The following is a 20757-nucleotide window of genomic DNA, read 5'->3' as shown; positions in this document are numbered from 1 at the left end:
CCTTCCCCTTACGCCCACCCCGGTCAGTGCGTCAAGCCGTCTTTGGAAAATTTGCCCTGCGCGCCTTGACGCGCCACCTTTAGCCGGATGCAGCAGCATCACCTCATATTCGACGGACACTGCCCGTTCTGCTGCCGGACCGTGCGCTGGCTGCAACGCCTGGACTGGCTGGGCTGCCTCCATTGCGTGCCGGCCCACGACGCGGAAATGGAAGCCCGCCGCCGCGGGGTCTCCATGCGCCAGCTCCTGGAGGCCATTCATTGTTTCAGCGCGCAGGGCCGCATCTACCGCGGCGCTCAGGCGCTGCGCTTTGTGGGATTGCGCCTGCCGTTGCTCACCCTGCCGGCCTTGCTGCTCTATCTGCCGGGAATGCTGCGCGCGGCGGAGTGGCTTTACCGTGCCGTGGCCGCCCGGCGTTCCCGGCTTGCGGGCTGCTGCCAGGCCAACTGCCCTCCAGCGCCCCAACCCAGGGAGAAAGTCACTTAATCCGTCCCGCCGCCCTCGCTTTTGCGCAGGAAGCGCATCCACGAATCGCCGTGCTTGAGCACCTTCTTTTCCTCCCACGGCGCCGGAATTTCCAAAACATCCCGCCGGGCATGGCCCAGAATGAACAGCCCTCCCGATTGCAGCACAGCCGGCAACGCCGGATGATCCAGCAGCCGCTGGGCATGGGATTGCGAGCGGCGCCCCACATTTTTCTCGCCGTAAGGAGGGTCCGCAAAAATTAAATCAAACCGCTCGCCCGCCGCCGCCAGTTGCGGCAGCGCCGTGTACACATCCATCACCCGCACTTGCAGCGCCCCTGCTGGAAAACGGCAGGCCCGGGCGTTGTCTTGAATGAAACGCGCATGTTTGGCCGACAGCTCGATGCACAGCGCAAATTCCGCCCCCCGGCTCAGACTCTCCAGGCTCAGCGCGCCCGTCCCCCCAAACAGCTCCAGCACCCGCGCCCCCGCCACCCGCGCCCCCAGGCTGTTAAAGACCGCCTGCCGCACCAAATCCGGGGTGGGGCGCACCTCCAAACCTTTGGGCGCCTTGAGCAACGTGCCGCCGGCCATGCCACTGATGATTCGCATACGCTGCGGCGGCGGGGTGACGGCCGCCAGCCCCATCTTAACCCCGCGCCCCCCGCCGCAAAAACCATGGGCGCCTCAACCCGCCGCGCGCGCCGCCAGCAGCGCGTTGACCTTCCGCATCACGGCAAACGCGTCCGCCACGTACAACACATCGGCCTTCCCGCGCGCCCACCCGCAGTTGGGGTCCAGATTCACCGCGCGGCGCTCGGTGATGAATCGCCAGCCCACCGTGTGCGGCTCCTCCCCGTGGCAGCAGGTGGCCAGCCCCTTGGGATGCCGCGGCGTCGAACCAGTCTGCCCGATTTGATTGAGATGCGTCAAAAACGAAAGTACCGCCTGCCCCTCGCCGCTCAAATCCACCAGCGACTTGCTGCTGCCCAGCGAGGCCCGCGTCAGGCGCAGAAAATCCAGAATCAACTGCTCGGCTTCCGGCACGTGCGTCTGGCCGTCCGCCTGTTTCTTCGTCCAACCCGCCCCCGCCACGAACAACACTTCCGCATCCGGCCGGATGGTCTGCGCATCGGCCGCCGGCGCGGCAAATCCCGTGACCTGCGTCCGCGGGGCGCTGCCAGTCGGCAACGCCACCGTCTCCGGCGCCAGCGCCGCCCCTTGCGCGGACAGCGCCGGAAAAACCCCGGATTCCACCGCCAAACACCACGGGCGCTGCGCGCGCCGCAGGACGGCTTCCATGCGCTGCCGGTAAAACCAGCGCGTGGCGGTCAACTGCCCCGCCGCCACCGTCAAGCCAGTGATGTGCGTGTCCACCCGCCCCTTGAGGCGATGCGCCACCCCCGCCAGAATGCGGTTGGCGCGAGACGTGGCCGGCGCCAGGATGACCGTGGCCGCAGCGGCCCGCGCGAGGCCTTCGGCGGCGGCGGCATCGGTGGCATAGCGCGCCTGCGCCAGCTCCGGCCCCACCACCTGCAGACAGCGCGTCGCCCCGCAGCCACCCAGTTGGGCAACGGCGCCCGCGGTGGACTCACCCACCAAGCCCACCACCCACGGCGCGCCGCCCAACGCTTCACTAAGCTGCCGGGCGGCCCCGGCGGTTTCCAGCGCCGGGCTGGCCAGGGAACCGTCACTTTCCACAAACAAAAGCGCTAAAATCGTTTCCATAAATCGCGTGTTGCAAAACGGGGTTTAATCTTTCAACCACTTGACGATGTCCTCGGCCACCTGCTCCGGCGTCCAATCCTTGATAATGCGCGTCTCGCGCTGCTGGCGCGGCAACGTGACCTGCGCGTACGTCAGCCCCTCCCCCGCCAGTTTCACCGGTTTGGCTTTCTGCAGCGCGGGCATGATGCCCCGCATGTTGGTCATGCCAATTTGCGGATTATTCCGCGGCTCCGGCAGATTGCCCGTAGCCCACCCCAGCACCGCCGGCGGCCCGGAGCACACGCTAATCTGATGGCGCCCCCCCTCCACCCGCTCCAGGATGCGCAGCGTGCCATCCGCCTGCACCGTCAGCTCGTCCACGCCTTGAAACTGCTCGGTGATGCCCAGATGCTCCCCCACCATCGCCAGGGTGGCGCCCGCCCCGCGCGAGGCCGATTCCCACCCGCCAAACAACAACAACCGGCTCAGCTCCAGCCCCGGCAGCGCGCGAATCGCCTCCACCAGCGCCGCCGCCGTCTCTGCGGCGTCCGTAAAACCCGATGCCGGCCCGTCCAGCGCCACCAGTTCAAACGGCACCTTTTGCGCAATGGTCATCATGACCTGCTGCAGCTTGGGCTTGGGGCCCACACTCACCAGCCACACTTTGCTCCCCGGCGTCTTGCCCGCCAGATGGGCGGCCTCATACAACGCATGGCTGGCCCACGGGTCCAGCACCATGGGCAGCATCATTTCATTCTTCAACGCCGGGCCGGTGGGACCGGTCACCGGCTCCAACGTTTGCAGCGGATCAGGCACCACGCTCCCACAGACCACGATTTGATAAGCATTGCTCATAGTCTCAAAGCCATATTGCGCCGCAAAGCAGGCCACAACTCCCGCGTGATTGGCAAGGATTTTACGCGCCCCCCGCCACCGCCATCCCCAGGAACAACAACCGCCCACGCCCCGCCACCCGCCCGCCGCTTTTCCGTGGCCTTGCGCCGCGCTTTCCGTTAAATACCAGCCATGCTGCGCGTTGCAATTATTGGAACCGGCGCCATTGCCGACAGTCACATCCAGGGCTATCTCAAACTGCCCACCGAATGCTCCATCGTGGCCCTCGCCGATTTGTATCCCGACAAGGCCCGGGAAAAAGCCGCCAAATACCATCTGACGTCCGCCCACATCTTTGGCGGCTACGCTGAGCTCCTCCAATGGGGCGCCTTTGACGCCGCGTCCCTCTGCCTGCCCCCCTTTGAACATGCCGCAGCCTCCGTGGCCCTCCTGCAGGCCGGCAAGCATGTGCTGGTGGAAAAACCCATGGCCCCCACCCTCGAAGAGTGCGACCAGATGCTCCAAGCCGCCCGGCAGGGCGGGGGCATCCTGAGTGTCGTGGCCCAGAACCGCTTTCGCACCCCCATGATGCGCGTCAAACGCCTGCTCGAAAGCGGGCGCTTCGGCCGGCTGTTGCACGCTCAGGTGGACAGTTTCTGGTGGCGCGGCAGCCGTTACTATGACCTCTGGTGGCGCGGCACCTGGGCCAAAGAAGGCGGCGGCTGCACCCTCAACCATGCCGTCCACCATGTGGATTTGTTCCTCTGGATGGCCGGCCTCCCCCGCGAGCTCCTGGCCCTCACCGCCAACCTGAATCACCAAAACTCCGAAGTCGAAGACTTCTCCGCCGCCCTCATGCGCCTGGAAAATGGCGCCCTGGGCCAGTTCACCGCCTCCCTCGTCCACCACGGCGAGGAGCAGCAACTGGTCTTCCAGTGCGAGCGCGCCAAGCTCTCCATCCCCTGGGCGCCCAAGGCCTATGTGCAAAAGGAAAACGGTTTCCCGGAAGACGCGGCCGAGACCCTCGCCGAGCTGCAAAAAATGTATGAAGAGATGCCGGAGTTGACCGCCACCGGCCACGACGCCCAGGTGGCCAATTTCATCCGCGCCATCCTCGGCCAGGAAACCCTCGTGGTGGACGGCATCCAGGGCCGCCGCACCGTGGAGCTGGTGACCGCCATTTATGAATCCGCCCACACCGGCCAGTGGGTCCGCCTGCCGCTGCCGCCCGACTCCCGCTTCTACACCCGCGCGGGCGTCCTGCAAAACGCCCGCCATTTCCACGAAAAAACCCGCAGCGTGGAAAACTTTGCCACCAGCGATATTTCCTTCGGCCGGCAGGTGTAAAAGCCCGGGGCCATTCCCCCCGCCGCCGCTTTCGCCCCAACCTGCGCCGTGCGCCTGCCCCCCACCCCGCGCGCCTGCCGGCGCTCAGGGGCTTACCACTTCATCTGCCGGAAACGCCGGGCGGCCTCCTCGGCATTGGCCCGGCTGTTGAAGGAAGAAACGCGGAAATAGCCCTCGCCCTGCGCGCCAAATCCGCTCCCCGGCGTCACCACCACCTGAATTTGCTGGAGCAACGCATCAAACGCCTGCCAGCTATTCCAGCCCGCCGGCGTCTTGACCCACAGATAGGGCGCGTTTTGACCGCCATACACCGTGAGGCCGCTGTCTTGCAGACCCTCGCGCAAAATGCGCGCATTGCCCATGTAATGGTCAATCAACTGCCGCACCTGCGCCTTGCCCTCCGGCGTGTAGAGGGCCTCCGCGGCCCGCTGCACCACGTAGCTGACGCCGTTGAACTTGGTGGCCATGCGCCGATTCCACAGCGGATGCAGCGGCCGCCGCTGGCCCTGGTCATCCATCGCCAGCAGCGACTTGGGCACCACCGTGTACGCGCAGCGCACGCCAGTAAAACCGCCATTTTTGGAAAAACTGCGGAATTCAATGGCGCACTCCCGCGCCCCGGGGATTTCGTAAATCGAACGCGGCAGCGCCGGGTCGGCTATGTACGCCTCGTAGGCCGCGTCGAACAATATCAAAGACTGATGCTTCAACGCATACTCCACCCACGCCTGCAACTGCGCCCGCGTGGCCACCGCGCCCGTCGGATTGTTGGGCGAACACAAATAAATCACGTCCACCGGCTCGCGCGGCGGCTCCGGCACAAACTGATTGGCCGGCGTGCAGGGCAGATAGCGCAGCCCCGCATACGCCCCCGATTCATCCGCCGGCCCCGTGTGCCCCGCCATGACGTTGGTGTCCACATACACCGGATACACCGGATCAGGAATGGCCACCGTGTTCTGATGCCCCAGGATGTCCAGAATGTTGCCGCAATCGCACTTCGACCCATCACTGACAAACACCTCGTCATCAGCCACCTCCAGCCCGCGGGCGCGAAAATCATTTTCCGCAATGGCCGCGCGCAGAAACTCGTACCCCTGCTCCGGCCCGTAGCCCCGGAACGTCTCGCGCCGCGCCATTTCGTCCACCGCCTTGTGCAACGCGGCAATGCACGCGGGCGGCAGCGGCTCCGTCACGTCCCCGATGCCGCACCGCACAATCCGGGGCGCCACGTCCGGGTGCTGCTCCGCAAATGCCTTCACCCGCCGGGCAATCTCCGGAAACAAATAACCCGCCTTTAATTTAAGGTAATGCGCGTTGAGATAAGCCATAAACAATCACTGAAATACGCCATCCCGCATCATTTCACCGCAGCGCCGCCTGCAGCCGCGGCAGCAGCTCCGCAATCCGTACCCGCTCCTGCTCCGCCGTGTCGCGATGCCGCAAGGTCACGGTATCCTTCAGCTCGGGCGTCTCGCCCAGCGTGTCAAAGTCAATCGTCACGCAGAACGGCGTGCCCGCCTCGTCCTGCCGCGCGTACCGCCGCCCAATCGAGCCTGCCTCATCATAAAACGCCACCATTTCGCTCCGCAGCATCTGGTACACCTCGCGCGCCTTCGCCACCAGCTCCGGCTTGTTCTTCAACAGCGGGAAAACTGCCACCTTGATGGGCGCCACCCGCGGATGCAGGCGCAGGATGACGCGCGTCTCCTTTTTGCCCTTCTCGTCCACCGCCTCCTCTTCATGGTAGGCGTTGCAAATGAGCGCCAGCACCAGCCGGTCCACCCCGGCCGACGGCTCAATCACATGCGGGATGTAGCTGCCCCTGGCCAGCTTGTCGAAATACTGCTGCGCCGCCAGCTCCGCCTGCGCCCGGGCGTCCGCCTCCCCCACGCCTTTTTTCAACAGGGCAGCCACCTTCTCTTCCACCCACCGCCGCTGCATCGCCGCCCGTTTTTCCTCCGGCAGGTTTTTCCACGCCGTGCGGACCTCCTCGTCAAACACCTCCATGCTCTTGCCGCTGTGCTTCTGGTGCTGCGACAAATCAAAATCGCCGCGCGCCGCAATGCCCTCCAGCTCCTGCGTGCCAAACGGGAACTGATACAATATGTCCACCGTGGCCTTGGCGTAGTGCGCCAGCTCCTCCGGCTTTTGCCAGTACTCCTCCAGCCGCGTGCGCGGCAGGCCGAGGCTTTCGTAAAAACGAATGCGCTCCTCCACCCAGTACTTGTGCCACGCCTGCCACCCCCAGTTGGGCTGCGGCTCCCCCGGATGCCCGCTGGCCCCCACCTGCGCCACCGCCCCCGCCTGCGCCTCAATGGCTTCGTCCGGCTTGATGAAAAACTCCAGCTCCATTTGCTCAAACTCCCGCGAGCGGAAGGTGAAATTGCGCGGCGTCACCTCGTTGCGGAAGGCCTTGCCCATCTGCGCAATCCCAAACGGCACCTTCATGCGCGATGTCTCCAGCACGTTCTTGAACTGCGCAAAAATCGCCTGCGCCGTCTCCGGCCGCAGGTAGGCCACGTTCTCCTCGTCCGCCACCGGCCCCACGTACGTCTTGAACATCAAATTGAACGGCCGCGGCTCGGTCAGCAAGGAGCCGTTCTCCGGATTGAACCGCTGCGAGTTTTCCACCTTTTCCGTCCGCTCCCCCAGCAGCTCCACGGGGCCTTCCTTGCCCAGCCCCCGCTCGCGGTAAAACTGCACCGCCGTCTTGCGGGCGCTTTCCGGCGGCTTGCCGGGCGCCAGCAGCACCGCGTACGGCTCCTGAATCTCCCGGCCGGTGAGCGGGTTGCGCGCGCCGGTGTAGTGATGAACGATGCCGGACTGCGGCTCAATTTGATCGGCCCGAAAACGTTTCTTGGTCAGCAGGCAGTCGCACATCGGGTCACTGAACGTGTCCACGTGCCCCGACGCCTTCCAGATGTTGGGATGCATGATGATGGTCGCATCCAACCCCACCACGTCCTCCCGCCGGTGCACCATCCACCGCCACCAGCACTCGCGCACATTGCGTTTCAACTCCGCCCCCAGCGGGCCGTAGTCCCAAAACCCGTTGATGCCGCCGTAAATTTCCGAGGACTGATAGATGAACCCGCGCCGCTTGCACAGCGACACGATTTTCTCCATCAACTCATTGGTTTTCGGTTCTGCCATAAAGGCTGGCAGTGTTGGACAACCCGCCCTCCCTGTCAAGCGGGCGGAATCAGGCGCGGCGTGAAATTCAGGCAAAACACCCCCCCACCGGCCGCCGCGGCGCAGGGCGGCCCTGAATCCTTCCCCGGCCCCCTGCCCCCAACAGGGGGCCTCAGCCCGCCTATGCCTTGACCGGCAGCGTCAACGTCACCGTCGTCCCCGTCCCGGGCGCGCTTTCGATGTGGAAATGGCCGCCACAAATCTCGCTCAGCCGCTTGCAAATGAACAAGCCCAGCCCCATCCCCTGCTGCTCATATTTCTGGCGGTCAAACTGCTTGAAAGCCCCAATCTCACGAACTTGCTGCGCGGTCATCCCGCGCCCCTGGTCGCTGACCCGCAACGTGAACTCCTGCCCCGCATGCTGGGTCGCAATCCGGATGGGCGTGCGGGCCGGCGAGTATAAACAGGCGTTGTCCACCAACTCCTCCACCAGCTTGCTCAGGTAATTCTCGTTCAAGGCCACCGGCCCATCGGATAGCTCGGAGGTCAAATCATCCTGGCGGTTGTGGCGCAGCGCCACGCAGCGGGCCGTCTTCCACACCACCCGCCGCGTATGCGTCAAAAAGTCCCGGCTGTTGGGCCGGATTTGCTCCGCCTTTTTCCGCAGCAGCTCCATGTCCGCGTACAACAGGTAATTTTGAATCAACCGCTGCAGCCGCTGGGCGCACTTCTCAATGCCCCACGTCATCTCCATGATATCCCCCGGCCGCAGCGTGTCAAAATCCAGGCGGATCATTTCCGCGTAACCCAGAATGCCCGCCAGCGGGGTCAGCAATTCATGCGGCAGCGTGGTGCTGAGGCTCGCCCGCAGCGCCTCCATTTTTTCCTCGGCCCGCTCCTGCATCTGCTCGTGGCGCTTCAACCGCGTCCGCACCGCCTCCACCAGCACCCGCGGCGAAAAGGGCTTGGCCAGATAGTCATCCGCCCCCAGTCCCATGCCAGCGCGCATGGACATTTTGTCCGTCTCGCAGGTCATGAGAATGAACGGAATCACCGCCGTATGCTGGTCGGCGCGCAAGGCGGTCAGCACCTCAGTGCCATTCAGCCCGGGCATGTACACATCGCTCAAAATCAAATCCGGCAACTGATGGCGCGCCAGCTCCAGCCCCCGTGCCCCATCGGACTCCTCCCACACTTCGTAGTTCTCCCGCCGCAAGGTGTCCACGAGCACCTTTCGAAACATCTCATCATCTTCGAGCACTAAAATCCGTTTCATACTGGCCGCGCCTCAACTTAGCGCAATCCCCGCCAATGAACAGCAGAAAAACCATGCCCCAGCCCCCACCGCACGCCCTCACGCCGGCAGGCCACCGGCAGCTCGCAACCGGCGAAAAGGCCTCACCCCAACCCACCGTCACCCCGGCCCCATCCCCCCGCCACCAGCGGGACTCCTTTATTTTTTGGCGGCCTCCGGCACAGGCAGCAACCGGTAATCTGCCAGAATGACCGTGCGCAACATCGGCGTGCCCGCGGGCAGTTTGGCCGCGTCCTTATAATTGCCATCCGGGGAAAACTGCCGGCGCGGCGGATAATACACATCGTCCAACGCGCCCCACGGCGAATTGGCCACCATGCTGGGATAAAACACCGCCATGGACCCGTTGAACGTCAGCGTGATGTTCCGCCAGTCCTCCAGCAGCCGCAAATAATTCTCCGCCCCCCCACTGTAGAACCCCCCCCCGGTCGGCACAATCCCGGTGATAATGGCCGCGTTGACCGTAGTCGCCCCCGCCCGCCGCGAGGTCACCGGCGCCTGGCTGTTCTGGTCATTCCAACTGGACGAAAGCACCGTCACCGCATCCGCCACAATCGCCGCCGGCAGGCATTGCGTGGTGTTGGTCGTGCCCCGGAACGTTTCCGGCGCATTAAAATGCCCCCGGATATACACCGGCTGCGGCGAAGCCACCGTCAATCCGCCCGACGGCAGCACCTCCCCGTTGATTAGCCGGACCGCGTTCATCGTCTGCGGCGCCGCCGGCAGCTCATTGACAACGTACACCGTGCGCGCCTCCCGCCCCAGATAGAGGCGCAACAACAGCGCATACGAGGAAAAACGCGCCACATCCAAATCCACCACCCGCACCTGCCGGCTCTCGCGTTTGTCGAAAAACACATTGGTGGACACAAAATTGGTAATCAGCGACCGCGGGAGGCTCCGTGTAAAATTGTTGTACTGCCCGCTCGTCGCCGAAAAACCCGCGCTGTTCAACGTAATCAACAAATCCGCCTTGTTGTAAAAACGCTGCCGCCCCAGCGGCGAGGTTGGCTTTTCATTTTTGGGCGGCGGCTCAATCAACGCCCGCAACGTGGACGGCTGCTGCGCCACCTCCAGCGGCAGCTTCAAATGCCGCGCGTTCTCATCCGCCTTGGCCCGGAAACTCACCGTGCCCCCCGCCCGCGTCACGGGATCCTCGGGATTCGGCTCGCTGAGAATCCGCCCCCCGGCGGAAACGTCCCCGCGAAAAGTGAGGCTGGCGCCATCCGGGTAGGCGTACAAATTGCCGTTGGCATGGATGCGTCCCGCAAAAGTCATGCTGCTCCCGGGCGTAAACTCCAAATCCATGGCGCTGAAAAACTGATAATAAAACACCGGAATTTCCGCCAGTTGCACCTCGTATTGCACCATCGCCCCCACCGTCGTGCCCGGCATGGCCTCCATCTGCGCCCCCGCCGCCAGCCGATAGAGCGCGTAATACCCATTCACCCCCTGGTACCGCTGCCGCAACGGACCATAGCGCCACGTCTCCACCCGCGACACGCTCACCCGGTCCGCCTTTCCCTCCAAATCAAAAAAACTGATGCGCTCCCACTCCGGATGCTCCTGTTTGGTCGGCACCAGCCGCGCGTATTGACCCACCTGCGAAAACACCTTGGCTTCATCCTCCGCATTAAAATCCGCCCCCATGCTCGCCAGCACCTTGTGCAACGCGCTTTCCGCCGCCGCGGCGGCCCGCTGAAACGCCTGCTGCCGGGCCGTCATCCGCGCCCGCGAGGAAATCCATTGCATCACCCCCGCCAGCATCAACGAGCTGGCCCCCATGAAGACCAGCACCAGCAGCAGGGCGTAACCTCGCCGGGCGCGTACTATGGGCCATGCAGCGCGCATATCCCCATCTCAATCCGCCGTGCGCGTCTTGAATCGCGCCCGCAACCAGTGCGTCTCCTTGTCCCGATCCAGCCCCCACGTCCGGCTCGTGAAATCCCGAAACTGAATGTTCACCCCCAGCACCGGCTGCTGAATGCGATTGGACAAAATATTCCCGGCCGCATCCTCCAGCGTGAATATCCCCGAATTAATAATCGAGGTGGACATTAATTGCGGCGCCTTATCCTGCCAATGCAGCCGAAACAACATGTCCTCCCTCGCGCTCAAGTAATAACGCGTGTACTGCGTCTGGCTCGTTTCCCACGCCACATAATAGATTTGCAGCGCGTTGGCCTTTTGCAACCGGTTCGGCCCCAGCCGGCTGAAGGTGGTTTCGCTGCCCGACCCAATTTCCCAAAAAGTGGCGGACGCCAAATCGCTGGACAGCAGGCGCACCAGCCGCCGGTCGCTCTCATTGGTCGCCGCAGCAATTTCAATCAACCGCAAAAAACGCAACCCAAACACATGCCCGCTGATGACCGCCGCCAGCAACAGCACCAAAATCGCCCCCGTTATCATCAGCTCCGGCAGCGTAAACGCCCCCGCCGCCCCGGCCTCGGGACGCTTCGCCGATGTCAGATTGGGGATGCGCCTGCGCTTCATGTGTCAGGTTGGCGATACAATATTAAACGGTTGGTGTAGAGCCGGTTGTTCAAAAACCGCCAATGGCACTCAATCCGAATCAGCTTCAACGGCGGATTGACCGAAATTGTTTGAATGCTCACCACATTGGTAGCCAGGGTCACATTCGTCCCCCCGAGCGGTGTGAACAACTCCTCAATCCATACCGGAAAATTGCTCGCCACCAGCATATCCACCGGCGTCACCGCCAGCGGGTCCCACCGCGCCGCCCGCACCTGCTCCATCCGGCTAACCACCTTGAGCTGGGCCGCTTCCGACATCGCCGTCCACTCCGCCCGCCGGGCAGCGGTCAGATAGCCGGATACCAAGGAAGCCAAAATCATGGCGCTGAGGGCAATGGCGATGATGACTTCCGCCAAGGTAAAACCGCCCGCGCCCCTGGCCCATGGGCGTTTTCTGCCGGGCATGAGTCGCATTATCCAAATTTATAGAACATAAGAACCCCTCTCACAAGCAGGAATACTGCCAGCCGGTGGCTCCAAAAGCGGAGCCTTCCGCCCCTTGCCCGCCCCAAAACGCAGCCAAATAGCTCTTACTATGGGCTTTATCTCTCAATCTTGCCCACTCAAAAGTATCCGGAGCGGGATAACTCGCGCAACGCGTTCAACAGAAATTGGAAAGCTATGGCCGCCAGCAACAATCCCATCAGGCGCGTGGCAATTTTCATGGCAATGGGGCTTAGCCATTTGCCACCCCGCGCCGCCAGGTGCAAGATGACATAGCTGGCCAGGCACACCACCCCAATGCACCCCAGCAACGCAATCTTGTGCCCGGCCGTCGTGGCCTTGCTTTGCAACAACAAAGTCGTCGAAATCGCCCCCGGCCCCGCCAGCAATGGCACCGCCAGCGGCGTTATCGCAATGTCCTCCTTGGCCGCGCCCGCCTCGGTTTCCTCCGGACTTTCCCGGGTGGACGTGGGTTTGGCCTGCAACATATCCAGCGCCACCAGCAACAGCACCACACAGGCCGCCATCTGAAACGCCGGCAGCGTAATGCCCAAAAACTTGAATATCCACTGGCCCACCAGGGCAAAAACAATCAACACCCCCGCCGATACCAGACAGGCCAGCCGCGCAAAATAAATGCGCCGCTTGGGCGTATCCTTGGGCGTCATCGCCAGAAATACCGGCACCAGCGCAATCGGATCCATGATCACGAACAGCGAACTGGTGGACAACAGCATGTATTCACCCAGATTCATGGCGCACCAGGGGCCAGCACCGCATCAGCCATGCCGTGTATAATCTTTTTATCCGCCGGACACAACGTTGCCAGCACGCCGCCCAGCCGTGCCCGGGCCTGCGGAAAGTCCCCGCTCACAAAATAATAAGGGCACAACCGCACCCGGGCAGCCATCTTCACCGGCTCCCCCCGTTCCTCATCATAATACTCCGCCTCCACCACCCGCGGATGAGCATACTCCTGCAAGATATAGGGGGCCCGCGCAAAATCCGCCAAAGCCCGGTCCACCGCCTGGCTCCAATCCGCGGCCGAAAGATCGTGCCCCACATGCACCCCGCGCGCCCCCCATGCCAGCTCGGAAAACCCCGAGACCTTCAACACCAACTGCCGCTGCCGTTGCGACAGGCGTTTAAGCTCCCCCCAAGAGCCGATTTCCAGCCGCGGAATCGCCGCATGCGGCGGCAGCGGCGCCGGATCCACCATCCACGTGTAGGGAACGTGCCGTCGCAACCGCGCTTGAAACCCCTCCCCCAGCTCCCGCCGCCAATAGTCCTGCAAGTGCGGATTCCAGAATAAAGCCAGCAGACTTTTTTCCTCCAGTGCCGGCTTGGGCGGGGGGGTCAGCAGAATCTCCCCGCGGGCCGCCCGCGCAAACAAACCCGGCGCACACGGCACATTCGCCAGGTCAAACAATTCAAAAAAACGATACACCGCCTCGCCCCGCTCCACCCCCTCAAAGCGGGCATCGTGCACACTAAAACGCTCCTGCCCCAGCGCCGCCGCCAGCCATTCCATTTCCGGGCGGTAGGTGGCGGCTTCCTCCGCAACAATAATGCGCACCCGGGACGCCTCCCCAAAAATCGAGGCAAACCCCTCCGCCATGCCCCGCTCGCCACCCACCAGGCTCAGGGGCTGCGCCGCCGCCAGCGGCGCCGCGGCGTAACTTTGCTGCAACCAGGCGGTCAGGCCAATCCCGCCCGGCACGCTGTCCAGTTCCGTGATGCTAAAGCCCTCCTCGGTCAGCAACAAATCCGGACGGATGACCCGCGGCAGTTCCTTGCGCCACGCCGGATGATTCTGCCACGCCAACAATTCAGCCGGTTTCCCCGCGTCCAGCCACCGCGCCACCCACTCCGGCATCTCGCCCGCGCGGCTCCGGCGATACAGCAGGTTGGCCGCCTGATAAAATTGCAGCAACACCCGCCCCAGGCTCTCCAGCTCCCGCGCCAGCGCCGGCCCCAGCGCAAACGGCCGCAACGCCATGCGCCACCGCTGCCCCGCAAACAATCCCCCCGCCGGCATCTGCCCGCGCAAATATGCCGCCTGCGCCGCGCAGAGCGCTGCGGAAAGCGGGGCGGCCGGCTGGCTGGCGGGCGCGTGGCTCATGCCCTCGCCCTCACGTGCGCAACTGCCCGGAGCCGTACCCCAGCCACTTGTAGCTGGTTAATTCCTCCAGCCCCATCGGCCCCCGCGCCCCCACCTTGTCCGTGCTGATGCCAATCTCGGCGCCCATGCCAAACTCACCCCCATCCGTAAAACGCGTCGAGGCATTCCAGTACACCGCCGCGCTGTCCACCCCTTGCAAAAACGCCTGCGCCGCCCCCTCGTCCCGCGTCACAATCGCATCACTGTGCGCCGAGCCGTATTGGCCAATGTGCGCAATGGCCTCCGCCACCCCGTTCACCACCCGCACATTCAAAATCAAATCATTGTACTCCGTGTAAAAATCCTGCTCGCTGGCCGGGCGGATTTTCCAGGCGCTGGTCTGCGCGGGAGGATGCTCCGACAATATCTTGCGGCTCTCCGCATCACAGCGCAGCTCCACTTTCTTCGCCGCCAGCACCGCCGCGATGCGCGGCAGAAAAGTCTCCGCCAGCGGACGGTCCACCAGCAGCGTTTCCATCGCGTTGCACACCGCCGGACGCTGGCACTTCGCGTTGACCACGATTTTTTCCGCCATGTCCAAATCCGCCGCGCGCTCCACAAAGACATGGCACACGCCCTTGTAATGTTTGATCACCGGCACCTTGCTGCACTCGGCCACCGCCCGAATCAACCCTTCCCCCCCGCGCGGCATGCACAAATCAATGTATTGCGTCAGCGACAACAACGCCGGAATCGCCTCCCGCTCCGGCGTGGTCACCACCTGTATCGCATGCTCCGGAAAGGCCGGCACCCGCTCCCGCGCCGCTTCCACCATCAGCCGCGCAATCATCTGATTCGACCGCAGCGCCTCCTTGCCGCCGCGCAAAATCGTGGCGTTGCCGGACTTGAAACACAGCCCCGCCGCGTCCGCCGTCACATTCGGACGCGACTCATAAATAATCACAATCACCCCAATGGGCGTGCTGACCTTGCGCAGACGCAGGCCATTGGGACGCACCCGTTCATCCAGCACCCGCCCCACCGGATCCGGCAGTGCCGCCACCTCCCGCAGCCCCCGCGCCATGGCCGCAATCCGCTTCTCGTCCAGGCGCAAACGATCCAGCATCGCCGCCGACAACCTGGCCGCCTGCGCCGCCTCGCAATCCTCCGCGTTCGCGGCCTGCAATGCCGGCGCCTGCCGCTCCAGCGCCTCCGCCATTGCCAGCAAACACTCATTCTTCTGCGCCGTGCTCCAGGTGGCCAGCTCCCGCGCCGCCGCCCGCGCCTGCCGCGCCAGTTGCGTCATTTGTTCCTGCAACGTCATCATAGCTCAATAAACTTCCCCATTTTAGAACACTCCCGCACCCCTGTCATCGAAAAGTAATAACCCTTCCCCCCGGCCCCAGCCACAATCTTGGGCCCCGCGAGTGCGCCGGCTCGCGCATCGCCGTTGTAACTTTCCGGCGGCTCACGGCTCTATGCCTGTGGAACGAATGACGAGTGAAGATTATGAAAAACATCATCGAACTGAATGACACGAATTTTGACCAGACCCTCCGCGCAGCCACGCTGCCGGTCCTGGTGGACTTTTACGCCCCCTGGTGCGGCCCCTGCCGCATGCTCGCGCCGGTCCTGGAACAGTTGGCCAGCCAAATGGCCGGCGAAATCCAGTTTGCCAAGGTGAATGTGGATGATTCCCCCAGGACCGCCGGCCGTTTCCGCATCACGGGCGTGCCCACCCTGATTTTGTTCCGGGACGGCCGCCCGGTGGACCAGGTGGAGGGCTTCATGCCACCGCAATATCTGGCGCAATGGCTCCGTGAGGCGGCCGCAGCGCGCACCGTCTAACCCTTGCCCATCAACTCACCAACCACCAACGACAGGCGTATGACAACCGAAAATGCCATCCGGATTCTGGCGGGCACCATGGTGCTCATCGGCACGGCCCTCGCTCACTGGGTCACCCCCTGGGGCCATGCCCTCACCGCCTTTGTGGGCCTGAACCTGATTCAAAGCGCGTTCACCGGTTTCTGCCCGGCGGAAAACATCTTCAAAAAACTTGGCATCGGCCAGGGCGGCCCTTGCTGCAAACCCACCAATGACACATGCTGCAAGCCGTCTTAAGCATGGGCATCGGGGCGGGGCTGGGCGCAGTCATGGGCTATTTCGGCCAATGCTCCTCCGGCGCCTGCCCCCTGACCTCCACCTGGTGGCGCGGCGCCCTCTACGGCGCCATCATGGGCCTGATTTTTTACCTCTCCGCCCGCAAATAATTCCCCACGCCGGTCCGCCGGCCCGGCCGGGAAGGCGAGGCAGGAAACGAGCCTGACCAGGGGCCAGGCAGGCGCGGATGGTGGCCAATGGCCCGAAAATCAATGTTTTCATTTTGGCCCCAAAATGTTTGAATAAAGTCGTCTCATGAAAGGCACCAGCCAGCACAACCGCAACCAAAACACACGGGTTATGAGGAATATCCTGTTCACGGCGGGCGCAGCCCTGGCCCTGCTGGGGACCGCAGGCTGCCATCAACCTCCGGCCCCGCCCCCGCCGGAAAACCTCCCGGCCGCCACCGTCAAGGTCCAGCCGGTGGCCGCCCGCGTCTATGTGGCCACCGAAGAAGTGGTGGGCACGGTGCGCCCCAAACTCCGCGCCACCATCTCCCCCAAAATCAGCGGACGCGTGGAAGACCTCCTCGTCGCCCCCGGCCAGACCGTCACCCAGGGCCAGTTGCTCGTCCGCATTGACGCCCGCGAAATTCAAGCCCGCCTACTCCAAGCCCAGGCCGTGCGCGTCCAGGCCGAGGCCGATTTGAAACGCATGCAACGCCTGGTGGCCGAAGGCACCGCGCCCCAGGCCGAGTTGGACCGCGCCACCATGCAAGCCGGCGTGGCCGCCGCCAATGTGCAGGAAATCGAAACCACGCTCAGCTTTGCCAGGGTCACCGCGCCCTTTAACGGCCTCATCACCCGCAAACTTTCCGATGTCGGCGACCTCGCCGCTCCCGGCACGCCGCTGCTCGAAATGGAAGACCCCCATCAGTTGCGCCTGGAAGCCGATGTGCCGGAGGCCCTCATTGACCGCGTCAAACTCGGCGACCGCCTCCGCGTCCATATCTCCACCCTCCCCGGCCCCCTGGAAGGCGTCGTGGGCGAAATGGACCCCGTCGCCGACGCCGGCAGCCGCACCTTCCGCGTCAAACTTGATTTGCCCCGCACCCCCGGCCTGCGCTCCGGCCTCTTTGGCCGCGCCGCCGTGCCGGTGGGCCAGACCACCACCCTGCGCGTGCCCGCTTCCGCCCTCGTGGTGCGCGGCCAGATGGAAATGGTCTTTGTCGCCGCCAACGGCAAGGCCCAGTTGCGCCTCGTCAAAACCGGCAAACGCCTGGATGGCGAAGTAGAGCTCGTCTCCGGCGTCCGCACCAATGAAATCGTGGTGGTCGAGGGCGCGTTGCAATTGGTGGACGGCCAACCCCTGACCGTCCGCTAGCCCAAGCACAACCAGGGTCAGCGGGGATTTCCAACCTTCTCAAGCCATGGCCTCATCCCATCCCAACTCCGGTGCTGAAGCTCCCGCCCACCTGGGCGTGGCGGGAACCGTTGCGCGGGCGTTCATTGATTCCAAACTCACCCCGCTCATCATCCTCACCTCCATCCTGCTGGGCGTGGGCGCGGTGCTTAAATTGCCCCGCGAAGAAGAACCGCAAATCAAGGTGCCCATGGTGGACGTCATGGTCTCCATGCCCGGCTCCAGCGCCAAGGAGCTGGAGGAGCGCGTCACCCGCCCCATGGAAAAACTCCTCTGGGAAATCGCCGGCGTGGAATACATCTACTCCATCTCCCGCCCCGGCGAAAGCCTCGTCATCGTGCGCTTCAAAGTCGGCGAGGACATCGAGGACAGTCTCGTCAAGTTGAACCAGAAATTGCAGCAGAACTTCGACCGCATCCCCCACGGCGTCTCCTTCCCGCTCATCAAACCCAAGAGCATTGATGACGTCCCCATCCTCGCCCTGACCCTCCACAGCCCCAACCACGACCACCTCACCCTCCGGCGGCTGGCGGCCCAGGTGGACGACGCTGTCAAGCAGGTGCCCATGGTGGCGGAAACCATGCTCATCGGCGGCGCCCGCCGCCAGGTCCGCGTCCAACTGGACCCTGTCAAACTCGCCTCCCGCAACCTCAGCGCCGCCGGCCTCATCCCCATGCTCCAGCAGGCCAACCGCCAATACGCCGCCGGCGGCCTCACCAGCGACAACCGCGAAATCGCCATCGAAACCGGCGGCTTCCTCACCCGCGCCGAAGAAGTGGGCCAGATTGTCGTCGGCGTCTTCCAGGGCCGGCCCGTCTATTTGCGCGAAGTCGCCGACATCCTCGACGGCCCCGAGGAGCCTTCCCAATACGTTTTCTTCGGCCGCGGCGCCGCCCGCGGCGTCCTGGGCCGCGAGGAGCCGGCCGTCACGCTGACCGTCGCCAAACGCCCCGGCGCCAACGCCATTGATGTCGCCAAAGAAGTGCTGCGCAAAGTGGACACCCTCAAAGGCACCGTCATCCCGGCCGATGTGGACATTTCCATCACCCGCCACTACGGCGAAACCGCCGCCGAAAAATCCAACGAGCTGCTCTTCCACATGGCCATCGCCGTGGTCAGTGTCTCCCTGCTCATCATGGTGGTGCTCGGCTGGCGCGAGTCAGGCATCGTGGCCCTGGCCATCCCCAGCACCCTGGCCCTCACCCTCCTGGTTTTTTACCTCTACGGCTTCACGCTGAATCGTATCACGCTCTTTGCGCTGATTTTCTCCATCGGCATCCTCGTGGATGACGCCATCGTGGTGGTGGAAAACATTGTCCGCCACTACCACCTGCCCCACAACCGCGGCCGTAATCTCTTCACCGTCGCAGTCGAAGCCGTGGGCGAAGTCGGCAATCCCACCATCCTCGCCACCTTCGCCGTCATCTTCGCCGTCCTGCCCATGGCCTTCGTGGGCGGACTGATGGGCCCCTACATGCGGCCCATCCCCATCGGCGCCAGCGCCGCCATGTTCTTCTCCCTCGCCATTGCCTTCATGGTCACTCCCTGGGCCGCCGTCCGCCTCCTCAAACAACACGCCCTCCCGGCCGCCAGCGCCCCGGCCGGGAGTGACGGCCCGGCCCCCCAAAGCCCCCATTCCCATTTCGAGCATGAGGAGGACTTCTTCACCCGCCTCTACCGCCGCATGATGGGGCCGCTCATCACCCACTGGCAATGGCGCTGGGCCTTCCTGGTGGGCATCGTCATCCTCCTGCTGGCCTCCATGGCCACCGTCGGCCTCGGCTGGGTCAAGGTGAAAATGCTCCCCTTCGACAACAAGAGCGAATTCCAAATCGTCCTCAACATGCCCGAAGGCAGCGCCCTGGAAGTCACCGCCCAGGCCGCCCGCGAAATCGCCGCCGCCGTCCGCACTGAACCCGAGGTCACCGACTACCAGGTCTATGCCGGCATCGCCGCCCCCTTCAACTTCAACGGCCTGGTCCGCCACTATTTCAACCGCCGCGGCGCCCATGTCGCCGACATCCAGGTCAACCTCGTCAACAAACATCAACGCAAGGCCCAAAGCCATGACATCGCCAAACGCGTCCGCCCCCGCGTCACCGAAATCGCCCGCCGTTACGGCGCCCGCGTCGCCGTCACCGAAGTCCCCCCCGGCCCCCCCGTCCTCCAAACCCTCGTCGCCGAAATCTACGGCCCCTCCGAGGAAGCCCGCCTCGCCTTGGCCGAGGAAGTGAAAAAAATCTTCCAGTCCACCCCCGGCGTGGTGGACGTGGACTGGTACATCGAGGCCGACCAGCCCAAGGCCCGCTTCGTCATTGACAAGGAAAAGGCCGCCCTCCACGGCATCAGCGCCGAAACCATCTCCCAAACCCTCCGCATCGCCGTCAGCGGCCTGCCGGTGGACCTCGTCCACCTGCCCCGCGAAAAGGAAGATGTCCCCCTTGTGCTCGAAGTCCCGCGCCAATTCCGCACCCTGCCCGAGGAGCTGCTCGCCCTGCGCGTGCGCTCCGGCGACGCCAACGCCCTCCCGGAACCCGGCCGTGACGCCCCGCCGCCCCTGGTGCCGTTGCGCGAGCTGGTCAAAGTCGAATACACCCTCACCGACAAAAGCATTCACCACAAAAATCTCATGCCCGTGACCTATGTCATTGGCGATGTCGCCGGCGAAGCCGAAAGCCCCGTCTATGCCATCCTCCAGATGAACCAAAAGCTCCGCCAGATTGACCCGCGCCAGTTCGGCGGCAGCGTCAGCGAGTTCAAAATCTACAACGCCGTCCTCCCCTTCACCGAGGCGCAGCCCGCCATGAAATGGGATGGCGAATGGCACATCACCATCGAAGTGTTCCGCGACCTCGGCCTCGCCTTCGGCGCCGTCTGCATCCTGATTTACCTCCTCATGGTGGGCTGGTTCCGCTCCTTCGTCACCCCCCTCGTCGTCATGGCCGCCATCCCCTTCTCGCTGGTGGGCATCCTCCCCGCTCACGGCGCCCTCCATGCCTTCTTCACCGCTACCTCCATGATTGGCTTCATGGCGGGCGGCGGCATCGTCGTCCGCAACTCCATCATCCTCGTGGATTTCATCGAGCAACGCCTCCGTGAAGGCATGCCCCTCGCCGAAGCCGTCGTGGACGCCGGCGCCGTCCGTTTCCGGCCCATGCTCCTCACCGCCATGGCCGTGGTGGTGGGCGCCAGTGTCATCCTCTTTGACCCCATTTTCCAGGGGCTGGCCATCTCCCTCATGGCCGGTGAAATCGCCTCCCTCCTCATCAGCCGCATGGCCGTGCCGGTGCTCTACTACATGGTCAACCGCAAAAAATCCGCCGTCTGACCACCGCACGGGGCGCTGGCCCG

At 64.0% G+C, this 20757-nt stretch carries 19 protein-coding genes; 7 read left to right on the top strand and 12 right to left on the bottom strand.

The genetic code is table 11. From position 1 onward, the window contains the following. The first annotated feature begins 87 nt into the window (after positions 1-87). A complete protein-coding gene (locus NXS98_RS17055; protein ID WP_283846261.1) occupies positions 88-486 on the top strand; it encodes a thiol-disulfide oxidoreductase DCC family protein in 399 nt (132 codons plus the stop codon). On the opposite strand, the gene NXS98_RS17050 is transcribed toward NXS98_RS17055, so the two are convergent. From NXS98_RS17050 to NXS98_RS17040, 3 genes are all read right to left on the bottom strand, one after another. Continuing rightward, a complete protein-coding gene (locus tag NXS98_RS17050) occupies positions 483-1076 on the bottom strand; it encodes an RsmD family RNA methyltransferase (RefSeq protein ID WP_283846260.1) in 594 nt (197 codons plus the stop codon). The genes NXS98_RS17055 and NXS98_RS17050 overlap by 4 nt on opposite strands. A 75-nt stretch (positions 1077-1151) precedes the next feature. Further along, positions 1152-2192: an electron transfer flavoprotein subunit alpha/FixB family protein gene (locus NXS98_RS17045; protein WP_283846259.1), complete on the bottom strand. Its 1041-nt coding sequence runs from the start codon at positions 2190-2192 to the stop codon at positions 1152-1154. Between the two features lie 24 nt (positions 2193-2216). Beyond that, a complete protein-coding gene (locus NXS98_RS17040; protein ID WP_283846258.1) occupies positions 2217-3026 on the bottom strand; it encodes an electron transfer flavoprotein subunit beta/FixA family protein in 810 nt (269 codons plus the stop codon). A 171-nt stretch (positions 3027-3197) separates the two neighbouring features. Here NXS98_RS17040 and NXS98_RS17035 point away from each other — a divergent pair, with 171 nt between their 5' ends. Continuing rightward, on the top strand, positions 3198-4352 hold the full coding sequence (locus NXS98_RS17035) for a Gfo/Idh/MocA family protein (RefSeq protein WP_283846257.1): 1155 nt from the start codon (positions 3198-3200) through the stop codon (positions 4350-4352). Positions 4353-4444: 92 nt separating this feature from the next. Here the strand turns inward: NXS98_RS17035 and NXS98_RS17030 are convergent, their stop codons facing one another. The 9 genes from NXS98_RS17030 to NXS98_RS16990 form a co-directional block, all read right to left on the bottom strand. Continuing rightward, positions 4445-5683: an LL-diaminopimelate aminotransferase gene (locus tag NXS98_RS17030; protein ID WP_283846256.1), complete on the bottom strand. Its 1239-nt coding sequence runs from the start codon at positions 5681-5683 to the stop codon at positions 4445-4447. A 34-nt stretch (positions 5684-5717) separates the two neighbouring features. Beyond that, positions 5718-7508: a glycine--tRNA ligase gene (locus NXS98_RS17025; protein WP_283846255.1), complete on the bottom strand. Its 1791-nt coding sequence runs from the start codon at positions 7506-7508 to the stop codon at positions 5718-5720. A gap of 160 nt (positions 7509-7668) precedes the next feature. Next, on the bottom strand, positions 7669-8763 hold the full coding sequence (locus NXS98_RS17020; protein WP_283846254.1) for a hybrid sensor histidine kinase/response regulator: 1095 nt from the start codon (positions 8761-8763) through the stop codon (positions 7669-7671). 177 nt (positions 8764-8940) lie between these two features. After that, complete coding sequence (locus NXS98_RS17015) at positions 8941-10653, bottom strand: hypothetical protein (RefSeq protein WP_283846253.1); 1713 nt, start codon at positions 10651-10653, stop codon at positions 8941-8943. A gap of 9 nt (positions 10654-10662) precedes the next feature. Then, positions 10663-11295 carry a PilW family protein gene (locus NXS98_RS17010; RefSeq protein WP_283846252.1) on the bottom strand — a complete coding sequence of 211 codons (633 nt, stop codon included), beginning with the start codon at positions 11293-11295 and terminating at the stop codon, positions 10663-10665. After that, positions 11292-11750, bottom strand: a complete 459-nt coding sequence (locus tag NXS98_RS17005; RefSeq protein WP_283846251.1) for a type II secretion system protein — start codon at positions 11748-11750, stop codon at positions 11292-11294. Before NXS98_RS17005 ends, NXS98_RS17010 begins: the two co-directional genes overlap by 4 nt. 149 nt (positions 11751-11899) lie before the next feature. Continuing rightward, positions 11900-12535, bottom strand: coding sequence for a MarC family protein (locus tag NXS98_RS17000; protein WP_283846250.1), 636 nt, complete (start codon positions 12533-12535; stop codon positions 11900-11902). Beyond that, entirely contained in the window at positions 12532-13902 is a 1371-nt protein-coding gene (locus NXS98_RS16995; protein WP_283846249.1) for a hypothetical protein, read from the bottom strand. Before NXS98_RS16995 ends, NXS98_RS17000 begins: the two co-directional genes overlap by 4 nt. A gap of 10 nt (positions 13903-13912) precedes the next feature. Continuing rightward, the gene (locus NXS98_RS16990; RefSeq protein ID WP_283848194.1) at positions 13913-15205 is read right to left on the bottom strand and encodes a glutamate-5-semialdehyde dehydrogenase; all 1293 of its coding nucleotides are present in this window, start codon (positions 15203-15205) and stop codon (positions 13913-13915) included. Positions 15206-15390: 185 nt separating this feature from the next. Here NXS98_RS16990 and trxA point away from each other — a divergent pair, with 185 nt between their 5' ends. The 5 genes from trxA to NXS98_RS16965 all read left to right on the top strand — a co-directional run bounded on the left by trxA (position 15391) and on the right by NXS98_RS16965 (position 20734). Then, positions 15391-15729 (top strand): thioredoxin, encoded by a 339-nt coding sequence (gene trxA, locus NXS98_RS16985; protein WP_283846248.1) that lies wholly within the window; start codon positions 15391-15393, stop codon positions 15727-15729. A 39-nt stretch (positions 15730-15768) separates the two neighbouring features. Continuing rightward, complete coding sequence (locus NXS98_RS16980; protein ID WP_283846247.1) at positions 15769-16005, top strand: YgaP family membrane protein; 237 nt, start codon at positions 15769-15771, stop codon at positions 16003-16005. Then, positions 15987-16154, top strand: coding sequence for a DUF6132 family protein (locus NXS98_RS16975; protein ID WP_283846246.1), 168 nt, complete (start codon positions 15987-15989; stop codon positions 16152-16154). The genes NXS98_RS16980 and NXS98_RS16975 overlap by 19 nt, the downstream gene beginning before the upstream one ends. Positions 16155-16344: 190 nt before the next feature. After that, positions 16345-17367 carry an efflux RND transporter periplasmic adaptor subunit gene (locus tag NXS98_RS16970; RefSeq protein ID WP_283846245.1) on the top strand — a complete coding sequence of 341 codons (1023 nt, stop codon included), beginning with the start codon at positions 16345-16347 and terminating at the stop codon, positions 17365-17367. Between the two features lie 46 nt (positions 17368-17413). Further along, a complete protein-coding gene (locus NXS98_RS16965; protein WP_283846244.1) occupies positions 17414-20734 on the top strand; it encodes an efflux RND transporter permease subunit in 3321 nt (1106 codons plus the stop codon). The last annotated feature ends 23 nt before the right edge of the window (positions 20735-20757 follow it).

The sequence above is a fragment of the Fontisphaera persica genome (assembly GCF_024832785.1).
GTDB lineage: Bacteria > Verrucomicrobiota > Verrucomicrobiia > Limisphaerales > Fontisphaeraceae > Fontisphaera > Fontisphaera persica.
This window is presented reverse-complemented; position numbering and strand designations above follow the sequence as displayed.